Source organism: Methanosarcina sp. A14 (assembly GCF_001729375.1).
Classification (GTDB): Archaea; Halobacteriota; Methanosarcinia; order Methanosarcinales; family Methanosarcinaceae; genus Methanosarcina; species Methanosarcina barkeri.
In genome coordinates this window covers 1-10,521 of record NZ_LZPK01000352.1, presented here as the reverse complement: position 1 = coordinate 10,521, position 10,521 = coordinate 1, and the positions used below count along the sequence as shown (strand labels likewise).

At 35.2% G+C, this 10,521-nt stretch carries 6 protein-coding genes; 2 read left to right on the top strand and 4 right to left on the bottom strand.

Annotated elements, in window-relative coordinates:
• Positions 1-1,330 precede the first annotated feature (1,330 nt).
• The gene (locus A9239_RS15260) at positions 1,331-1,543 is read left to right on the top strand and encodes a hypothetical protein (protein ID WP_048117792.1); all 213 of its coding nucleotides are present in this window, start codon (positions 1,331-1,333) and stop codon (positions 1,541-1,543) included.
• A 570-nt stretch (positions 1,544-2,113) separates the two neighbouring features.
• Here A9239_RS15260 and A9239_RS15255 read toward each other — a convergent pair.
• From A9239_RS15255 to glgP, 4 genes are all read right to left on the bottom strand, one after another.
• Entirely contained in the window at positions 2,114-4,846 is a 2,733-nt protein-coding gene (locus A9239_RS15255; protein ID WP_048155402.1) for a DUF2254 family protein, read from the bottom strand.
• Positions 4,847-5,616: 770 nt separating this feature from the next.
• The gene (locus A9239_RS15250; RefSeq protein ID WP_048156939.1) at positions 5,617-6,336 is read right to left on the bottom strand and encodes a site-2 protease family protein; all 720 of its coding nucleotides are present in this window, start codon (positions 6,334-6,336) and stop codon (positions 5,617-5,619) included.
• A 226-nt stretch (positions 6,337-6,562) separates the two neighbouring features.
• Entirely contained in the window at positions 6,563-7,060 is a 498-nt protein-coding gene (locus A9239_RS15245; protein WP_048155404.1) for a hypothetical protein, read from the bottom strand.
• Positions 7,061-7,498: 438 nt separating this feature from the next.
• Positions 7,499-9,175 (bottom strand): alpha-glucan family phosphorylase, encoded by a 1,677-nt coding sequence (gene glgP, locus A9239_RS15240; RefSeq protein ID WP_048117787.1) that lies wholly within the window; start codon positions 9,173-9,175, stop codon positions 7,499-7,501.
• Positions 9,176-9,601: 426 nt separating this feature from the next.
• Here glgP and A9239_RS15235 point away from each other — a divergent pair.
• The coding region (locus A9239_RS15235; RefSeq protein WP_069575368.1) for a GAF domain-containing protein at positions 9,602-10,521 on the top strand (920 nt) is incomplete at its 3' end.

Below are 10,521 nucleotides of genomic sequence, written 5' to 3'. Positions count from 1 at the left end.
TAACTTAACTAAGGTAACTTAACTATAAGTAACTTAAATAAGTACTAACTTAACTGAGTACAGAACTAAACTACATTAAAATTGGACCAGGCCTTATGGATCACTTTATAAATCTAAAAGGTTCTTATTATCTGATTTTTGACAATTATTTTAATAACTCTTCTGACTATTCTTTTGGTAGCCTCTTTTCGTTAAACTTTAATTTAAACTTTAATTAGTAATATTTCCATACTTACATTTTCCCTTTGTTTCATCTACTTTACCTTTGTTTCACCTGGTGGTTGCTTTCGACTGAATCAGTTTTTAGGACTTGAGAATTTGAAAAACAAAATCAATTATGGCAAAGACTGTGGATTAAAGTCACGGTATAGACAGTTAACGATCTGATGCTATTGATTTTTCAGTTCAACTGCGTAAGTCCTACAGTTTTATTATCAGAGCAGGCAAGTTTTTTCTTTGTATCTATAGACAGGACAGAATTACCTGATCGAGAAGTCAAAAAGAGAGATAATTGCCAAAGATCTGGCTGAAGCAATAAAACTGATGGAATAAATCTCAGATAGGATACCACTGTAGAACAATTTAAAAAATAATGCAATATAAATCTGCAATATAAATCTGGAAACTACGGGAAAAGTATAGAATTATGATAACTGCGGGAACAGTAGATGAACCTGAAAAACGAGCCTTTATGAGCAGGCATTTTCCCTGAATATTATCTTGAATTAGGTTCCTGCTCCTCTTACAAGCTCAATACTGCCTTCAATCTAATCCACAAGTATGTTTACAGTTGAAGCCCCAGAGGAGAGGTGTGCCTGAAATCAATTTTCTCTGGAATTCCAACTTCGTGATCTGAGACGACCAGCAAAAATTCAGAGATCTTAATCTTGCCGGTATCTCTATCTTCTCCGCTGATTTTTCCACTTCCTCTCCCTATTTTATGGAGCCTACTCTGGATTTTGAGTACTTAATGACAGGATATACTCCAGAGAGACGAGTTTTACAGGCAATTAGATAGCTCTTAAAGAACTCCTATCTTGCATTTCATTTTTAATTTACTCGAAATTTATCCTGATTTTTAACTTGACTTTGTTTATTACCTTAAAATGTCTAAGCTCTGAAATGTCTCATTTCTGAAGCATCCAGGTTCTAAATTCCGGTCTGTCAACTTTAGATATATAGGTATGATGTAAAGTTTAAAGATTTTCTATCTATATAGTGTATTAGGATAATCTCTATATATTTGATATGCAAATATAGTGGTTGGGGAGAAGAGAAATCGAACCAAAATGAAGAGAAAACTAAAAACAATAAAAAGAGGTGATAAAAAATGGAGAGACTAAGGAATTTGATCCTCGAAAACGTAGCAATATTCAATAAGGCGTTTCCGAACAGATTCTGCCATAGTCCGGATGTCATCTCCGCAATCTCACACGACTATAAGTTCACTTACGGACAGGTTGAAAACGAGATCGAGAAGATGGTTCATGAGGGGGTTCTTGATGCAGAACTCTCGGACTGGTATGGAATAAAGCTCGTATAAGGAGCTTGCTGCCTTTCGAGTAAAAATTGAAAAAATAGAAATCACAAAACACCGCACGACGACAAAAAGGACTAACTGAGAAATAATAAATCGGACTGAATATCTAAGAACTTAACTGGATATTTGGCCGCTTAGTTAAGTATTTGCACACCAGATCAGGTGTCCAAATCGGATAAAGAAGTGACATACAGCGAAAACTTCCATACAGATATAAACTCATTTGAAGTTTCGTAGGTAGCTAGATTCTTTTTCCTAAAAACCTTTTTTAATCTTAGATAATTTTAAGAAACGGGTATTTTGAATAACTGCTTTTTTCTGATAATGCTTTTTAAGTGAGCCTATCCCGAAACTCAGAATTTGGTTTTTGAATCTCGTGTTTGGAACAATCAATTGAATACTTAATCACTAAAATAATCCCGAAAACTCATGATGATTTAGAATAAAATAGATTTTGGGATAGGCTCAATAAAAAAGTAATTTGAGGTCGGGCATAGGGAACAGCTAATTCCTTTGAGTGAACCATATGAAAGTATTGAAAGAATTTAAACTAATTCAAGACTTTTTGTTGTATCATGAACCGATTTTTCTATCTGATGTTTTCAGTTTTTTAAATTCTTCAATTGCATTTTCTATCAACTTTATGATTTCATTATGTTCAGACTCTTTAATCTCATATTCCTTTATCATTTCTAATATTCTCTCAAATTTATCTTCCACATGAAATATATTGTGATATTTTCTCTGTATACGTATTAAACACTCAACCTGTTGATGGAGCGTATCAAAATCTACAAATTTGTATTTTAATGATTCAATTGCTAATTTATAAATAGAGTTCGAAACAATTTCTGTCACGAAATCTAAATACTCCCAAGCTTTATTGTCTTTATTATATTTTGAGTACTTAAAATCATCAAACGAGTCTCCAATTTCAACAAGAGAACGTATAATTATTTCGTTTAATGAAAATTTATTTCGGAAATGAATAGACATTATTCCAAAATTTTCAGAACATTCGATTATCATAGTTAAGGGTTTTATCGTTTTATCAGATGGCGATTTTAATGCGTACTCTAGAATAGGGTTAGTAAGTTCTTCTAATAATTCTGGTATTCTGTAATATGCTTTCCCTGTATCTTGGAAATCACTACATTTAAATAATTTTGTAGTTCTATACCCATCATTTATGTCTTTAAGAGAAAGGCATTTTATATCTCTTTTCTCTTCGTCACCAATTATTAATGTCTTTTCTCCATGAATTATATCATCCAGATACATTGTATAATTAGAGTCCCCAATATCCTTAAAGTCCGCAGAATTTGCAAAATTAGAATAGCTATTTTGTAATCCCTTTGCTAAATAACCACTATACTCTTTCTCTAAAAATTCTTGTCGTTTTTCTAGATCCCGGTCCCAATCAAACATGTAGCCAAATTGCAATATTCCTATTGAGTATAGAGATTTAATTATGTCTTTCATTAAGGGAAAAGTTTGTTCTTTTTTTACTACTTCTAGTCCAAGGTTTCTTATATGCTCACTAATAATCCTTGATTCAGTATCGTCTTGAAGAATTCTTTCAATAATTTCAAGTGAAATAAGACACTGCCTTGTTGCGTCTAACAGGTTATTTTTAATAGATTCTATGGCAATGGTATACACATCAGAGGAAATTGCTGTAATTATAGATTCTACTCTATCATTCAACTCTTTCAATGCATCTTCTGTTGTTTTATATTTATACTTTAATTTAATATATTTGTGATATTCAATGACTTGATTTTGTGTTTTGCCTGAAAATGTTTCTGAATTGACATTTATTTTAGATGCTAAGTTTTCTAAACACTCCACTATTTGCTTAGTTGAAGACTCAAATTCCACTCCTTTTTTCGCGGATTCTTTACCAATAATATTTAAATTTTTAATAATGTGTAAAAAACTATGTATGAGATTCTTATCAATAGACTCTTTTCCAATATCATTAAGAGCATAAATAACTTCATCTAATGCAGGCTTTGAATCTGAATTAATTGCAGCGACTCCTATATCGCCTAAAATATATGATAATTCAGATATTGAACTTTCTACACTTTCCACAGCTTGAATATGTGTATCTGGCTCTGGATAAATAAAAGTAGATATTTCAACTTTATGAAAAGTAAACATTCCAATATCATGAATACAGTTTATCAAGTCTTTTGATAATCCAATAAAGTCATCGTTTTTTATTTTTATAATTGACTTAAAAACTTCTTTTAGATAATACTCGGATAAAAAAGTGACATATGACATCATTAGAAAATTATTTTGTGTTACTCTTTCTTCAGATCTTTGTATACCCAAAGTGTCATATACTGAATTTAAAATTTTTAACCCTTGTTTTAAGAAATAATTGATACATGGCGAATTTAGATTTTGTGAATTAACAATATAAATTCTCCCTAACATATCATAATATTTTAACATTATATCAACAGAATTGACATCTTTTTTGTTCAATGCTAACTGACAGACTTTAAATATGCGATCAAATACATGCTCTGATATTTTTTTTATTTGTGTCTCACTAAGTGTATTATTTATAATAATATCTGAATAATGTGTTAATACTTTTTTGAGTCCATAACTTACTGTAGCGTAATCAGATCGTACAATTGAAGCATTTATAATGTCAACAACTGGAAGAATTGGGTCTATCTCATCGTTTTGTTTTGTAGTAATTCTATCAATTCTTGGTTCATCTTTAGAAATCCTACTGGGTAATTCAACTTTGGATATCCAGGAATTAGATAAGCTTTGTATACTAATTTTCGTAACTAAAATATTTATTATTGAATCTGGTTTCATTAATTTCAAGAAATGTGAAACTGAATTGATTAAACTTATATGTGCAATAATTGAAACTGTGAGAATCAGACTATACCAATTTTCCAACATTGGATACTTATTATCTTGATCTATCCATCTAATAAGACAAAGAGAAGAAACTATAGAAATCCCATATAATATTATAGGTATCCAGAGCTTTTTATCATTTATTAATATATCAATAATTCTTGACGAGTATGAAGATGCATAATATTGTATCACAACTACACTTAAACTGATAATTATAGCAACTATAGTAACCTCACTTTGGACTATGGTGGTCAATAGATATAAAGCACTATTTGGGTTAGTAGTTATAGACCCACTAAAATGTTTAAGGTAAACAATATAATATTTAACTAAAAGAAAAAGAGGTATTAAGAGCCAAAGTCTTTTTATTTTTGGTTTGAGATTATCAATTATTCTACACACTCTCATCATATTATTACTGACATATATTACATATAAATATTATTTTTTGTGACTATTAAACCAACTCAAAATTAGCTTCTATAAGCTTCTTACTGAGTCTTGTTAAAATTATAATCTAGCTCTATCAGGCTGAACAGGAGATAGAACATATTAGTCTTGAATCTATTCTGCACATCGAGAAAGCTGGTTACTGTACGTTACGTAGATCCACTGTAGTGGGTTTGTAAGATATGCTTAGAGTAAATCTCAACTAAGTCAATATCCTTGAGCCAAAAGATTGCAGAAGTATAGGCAAATATATGTAGAAAGTTAACATAACCAAAATCGGTGAAGAATATGATAAGAAATAAAGTACTAGCTTTACTCATGGTGATGCTAGCAGTTTCTTAAAGGGTTGACGTGCCCGATTGTTCTCCCAAAAGGGCTGTGTAGGATTCGCTTTCCTAATAAAAAGTGAATGCGTCAATGAAATTGACGTGCATGGATACTTCGCCAATAATTCAATAGATGAAGTGTTCTGTTTTATAACAATAACAGTGAAAAAAATTAGATATATCAATGGATGTTCCTTTGCCTTCTCATAGAGTTGTCTCGCATCTTGTTTTGTACCTCTTAAGTTGTTTTAATTCTTCTTTTAATGCCATAGCCTCTTGCCTTTCCATAAAATGTTTACTTGTCCTTTACAACTGTGAACTAAAATAAATATTGCCATCTATAACTAGCCCAGCACATATATCCCAGGACCCAAACAAAATTTACCAACCCCAAACTAACTATCATACAGATCTGTCTAATTCTGAATAAAATCGATCCTCATTAGATGCGCTGCCATAAATATAGAAAGCAATTAGGGTAAACCAGATATCACCTACGTAAATTCCATAAATCGCCATGAGAATAGCAATAAACTTTCCGATGGAAGCTGCACTATGAGTAGCCTTTACATACGACATTTTCCTGGCAAAAACTGAACGGAGTATCCTGCCTCCATCCATAGGAAAAGCAGGCAGTAAATTAAAGATCCCAAGCACTAAGTTCATTGATCCAAGGATCCAGATAATAAGAAATATAGGGCTTTGAGAAAGCGCAGAGTTAGAGGATATTACGAAATTGTATGTGAACAGGCAGATAAAACCTATTACGAGGCTCATTAAAGGCCCTGCAAAAGCTATTTTTGCTTCCTGTCCGGGTTTCTGCGGGATCTCCATAGAGGCTACACCTCCAAAAAGGAGAAGAGTGATGCTATAAATATTGGCCCCGTAACGCTTTGCAAGATAAGCGTGTGAAAGTTCATGTAAAAGTACTGAGACAAAAAGGAAGATAGCAGAAAGAGTAGAAAGAGCGTATCTAACTATAGTTGGCTCAACTCCCGCAAAACCATATGGCTGTGAATTGATCGCGAAAAAATATGCAGATATCGGAAGTGCCAGAAGGAAGGATGTATCCAGTTTGATAGGTATGTCCATTATGTTTCCGATTTTAAAAGATGACTGCATGATGAAAAAACTCCGTTTTATTTCTATAAAATCAAACAATTAATATTTTAAACTTGAGTTCTAAAGAATCTCTAAAATTTATATCCTTACTCAATGAGCCTATCCTGAAACTCAATATTTGATTTTTGAATTTTGAATTTTTGAATTTTTGAATTCTGAATTTCGTATTTGGAACAGTCAAGTTGAATACCTAATCAATAAACTGATCCTGAAAACTCATGTTTATTTAGAATAAAATAGGTTTTGGGCTAGGTTCTGAATGTAACTCCATCGTTGTGTCCAATTGCGCAGGTTCTTCCTCGGCAGCTGGTGTACACTCTCGGCAAATATATTTCAGTTCATATTGTTTATCTATGTCAATACGGTCCAGGTATTTATCAAATTTTTTGCACATCCGATATTTGCAGTCGCTGAACGCAGTCTGTATTTGCTCCTCTATCGATTGTGAGGACTCAAGAATATATTCCTTCCAACACTTCTTACATACCGTTTTCGTGATGCATAGCAGATGTACAGTTTCAACGCCAGTCGATGACGATTTTTCAGATGCCAGAGCGACTGCTTTAAGCACAACTCTGGCTGCGTCATTGTTTAGCTCGGAGCCGCAATCGCAAAGTTTGCTGTTCTCGAAAACTTCACTATAATCAATTTCAATACATTTGCCGTTCAGCGCTTTCTTATAATCTGCACATACATACACATCCATCGTATCTGTCTCGTCCATATTATCACAGTGAAATATTATACACTGTTTACAGTATAAACTTTTTCATAAATTTATCAATCTCTCAATATTAAATATCCTGAGGTCAAACACACAAAATAGACAGCTAAATAAGATTTGTTCTTACCCTAAAGGGACTTAAATCGCCAAAGTCACAAAAACGATAACAGAAAAAATGTTATTTTTTGAAGACATCTGCGGAAGGCTAGGTAAAAAATTAGCAGAAAAATTAGTTCTGAGAGAAGATGGTAATTAAAGTAGTGATAACTGGTCAGCTTTTCTCCATCAAAAAAGGATTTACTAAACTTTTGCAGTAGTTTACAAAAGTTTGACTTATTTGTATTCCTAAAATTTACCTATATTCCTAAAATTTACCTGTACCCCCATAAAGGAAACAAAACTATAGCTCACAAAATCCCTCTGAAAAATCAAAGTACATTATAGATAGGCATGTGTGACATAACGCCTCATCATTCTGTGGCTGTTGAAATAGTAAGCTATCATGCCTATGGAATTGTTGATTAGCTTAACCCACTCATCCTTGCGGTCGTAGTACATGGGAATTATAATATAATACAGCTTATTGTAAAGGTCACTGAGTTCGGCTGCTTTTGCTTCTTCTTCGGAAAGTTTTTCTTCGGGCTGAGGGCCTATTGCCCAGCCGGTCACGCCTTCAATCCAGCCTTCAATCCACCATCCATCGAGTACGCTAAGATTTACAACTCCATTGTGTGCAGCTTTCATGCCGCTTGTGCCTGAGGCTTCATAGGGGCGGGTTGGCGTGTTCAGCCAAATGTCAACCCCGGAGACCATTTTTCCGGCAATGTCCATATCATAGTTTTCCAGAAAAACAATCTTTATTTCTTCCCTCAAAATTTCAATGTTTTTAAAAATGTCTCTGATAAGCTGTTTTCCGGCTCCATCATTCGGGTGAGCTTTGCCTGCAAAAATAAGTTGAATTTTACCCCGTCTGTTTATTTTTTTGAGCATTTCAGGGTCGGACAGAGCCATGGTTGCCCGCTTGTATGCGGTCATGCGCCGTGCAAAGCCGATTGTCAGGGTCTCATAGTCCATACCCACGCCTGTCCTTTTGTTCACCTCATCGATAAGGGCTTTTTTTGCGTTCCAGTGAGCTTCCCAGATCTCAGTGTCCGGAATTCCATCTATCCTTACCAGAAGTTCAGGCTCATTTGCCCAGCCAGGCAGGTAGCGGTCGTACAGTTTCCTGAAATAAGGAGAAGTCCAGGTATATGAATGGACGCCGTTTGTAATCGCCTGGATTTTGTAGCCCGGAAAAAGCTCGCTTGAGATCAGGCTATGCCTCTTTGTGACTCCATTGACATAATTCGACAGGTTAAGGGCAAAAAGGCTCGTATTAAAGCGGTCAACGCCTCCGAATCTTCTGAGGACATCCACACAGTTTTTGTCCTGGATAAGGTCTTCTACAAGCCCGTAATCAAATTTATCATGCCCTGCTTCCACAGGGGTATGTGTTGTAAAAATACATAACTCCTTAACTTTCACAGGGTCAATGCCGTTACACCTAAGGAGTTCCAGGCCGAGCAGGCTTGAGTGACCTTCGTTCATGTGGTACTTCCTTATTTTGAAACCCAGTGCATCAAGCATTCTTACTCCCCCGATCCCAAGTACTATTTCCTGCTTGAGCCTGTAGCGCTGGTCTCCCCCATAGAGAAAATCCGTAATTCTGCGGTCTTCCCAGTTATTCTCCTCGACATCAGTATCAAGGAAAATAATGGGTACACAGCCTCCTGTAAGGCTTTTACAATTATGTAGCCAGGCCCTGATTTTAACGTCCCTGTTTTGGATTTTGACGCTTACCTCTTCTGCAAGAAGCGTCATAAAACGGGCAGGATTCCATTCTTCGGTGTGCTCTATCTGGTTTCCGGAAGAGTCCAGAATTTGCCTAAAATAGCCTTTATTGCTCACCAGTGTTACTGCTACCAGTGGAATATTCAGATCCGCTGCCGAGCGAATAGTATCCCCTGCAAGTATGCCCAACCCTCCAGCATAAGTCGGGATTTCACTGCTGAGGCCTATTTCCATAGAAAAGTAAGCAATCTTCTGTCCTTTCAATACTCCCTGAAGGTCATCCATATTCTCAACTCGCCTCTTTTTATTTTTTGTGGAGATATATCAAAAAATATATCATCGGTTATATATCAAATTGACCTTGGAAATTCATATAGAAATAGAATTAGATCTGAGGCAGAGAGAATAAGAACCGTTACAAACGTGAGATAATAAACAGGTCTAGAAATTGAATGACTATTAACTAGGCTGGTTTTCAATCTTAATATAATATATACTTTTCTTTAAGGTTTTCTCATATAGTGTATTCCTTTCGATAAAATCATTATATAGATTCTAACTTTCAAGTCTCTGCCTTCTGATGCATTCCAGAACTCAAATCACAAGCTTTTTAATTTATTGCGTACTTTTATATTTACGGCGCAAAAAATGTAAATATCTGAAATATATTCAGAGCTTCCTGTAAAAGATTTTTAAACTACAAAGAACGGGATGTCCAAAGTGGTTTCGAATTCGGCTAAGAATGGGAGCGGCAAGCAGAAAGCCCGTAAATACATGAATGAAGTAGCTTTATGTAACGCTCTTGAGATGGCAAAGGAGCTGATCTCGGTAATAAATAAAGTTCCTGTCACGGTTTTTCTCTGGAGGCCGGAGAAGTACTGGCCTGCCGAGTTTGTCTCAGAAAACATAAAGAAATTCGAGTATACTACCGAAGAATTTACATCCGGAAAACTTCTTTATGGCAATATCATACACCCTGATGACCTGGGAATGGTTGAAAGAGAACTCTCAAGAAGAATAGAAGAAGGTTACGTGGACTATTCTCAGGAGTATCGTATCCTGACGAAATCAGGTGAGATACGCTGGGTTGATGAAAGGACTTTCATTGAAGCGGATAAAAATGGGACTGTAAAGTACCTTATGGGAATAGTTATGGATGTTACTGAGCGGAAAAGAAAAGAAAAATTGCTCTACATCCAAAGAGACCTTGGAATCGCACTCAGCACTTCCAGTTCCCTGAACGAGACTCTTGAAAGACTACTGGATTCCTGCCTTCAGATAGATGAGATCAATGCCGGAGGTATTTATCTTATCGATGAAGAAACAGGAGATATGACACTTGCAATTCAACGTGGTTTTTCACCTAATTTTGTCGAGCATGCTTCCAGTTACACTGTGAATTCCCCTAATGCGAAACTTGTTGTGATAGGGCAGCCGGTTTATAAACAACACATAGACCTTCTTCTCACTTCGAGAGATGACGCACTCCGACATGAAAATCTCAGGGCTACCGCAATTATCCCCGTAAAATCAGGAAAAAAGGTTATTGCAGCTTTTTATCTTGCTTCGAGCCTTGAACTCGAGTTTCCAGATAGCGTACGCACTGCACTCGAAACCATTGCAACGCAATT

What these genes read in the sequence shown, in the direction of transcription:
- A9239_RS15260 (WP_048117792.1), top strand. Translation starts at nt 1,331, where the DNA reads ATGGAGAGACTAAGGAATTTGATCCTCGAAAACGTAGCAATATTCAAT.
- A9239_RS15255 (WP_048155402.1), bottom strand. Translation starts at nt 4,846, where the DNA reads ATGAGAGTGTGTAGAATAATTGATAATCTCAAACCAAAAATAAAAAGA.
- A9239_RS15245 (WP_048155404.1), bottom strand. Translation starts at nt 7,060, where the DNA reads ATGGACGAGACAGATACGATGGATGTGTATGTATGTGCAGATTATAAG.
- A9239_RS15250 (WP_048156939.1), bottom strand. Translation starts at nt 6,336, where the DNA reads ATGCAGTCATCTTTTAAAATCGGAAACATAATGGACATACCTATCAAA.
- glgP (WP_048117787.1), bottom strand. Translation starts at nt 9,175, where the DNA reads ATGGATGACCTTCAGGGAGTATTGAAAGGACAGAAGATTGCTTACTTT.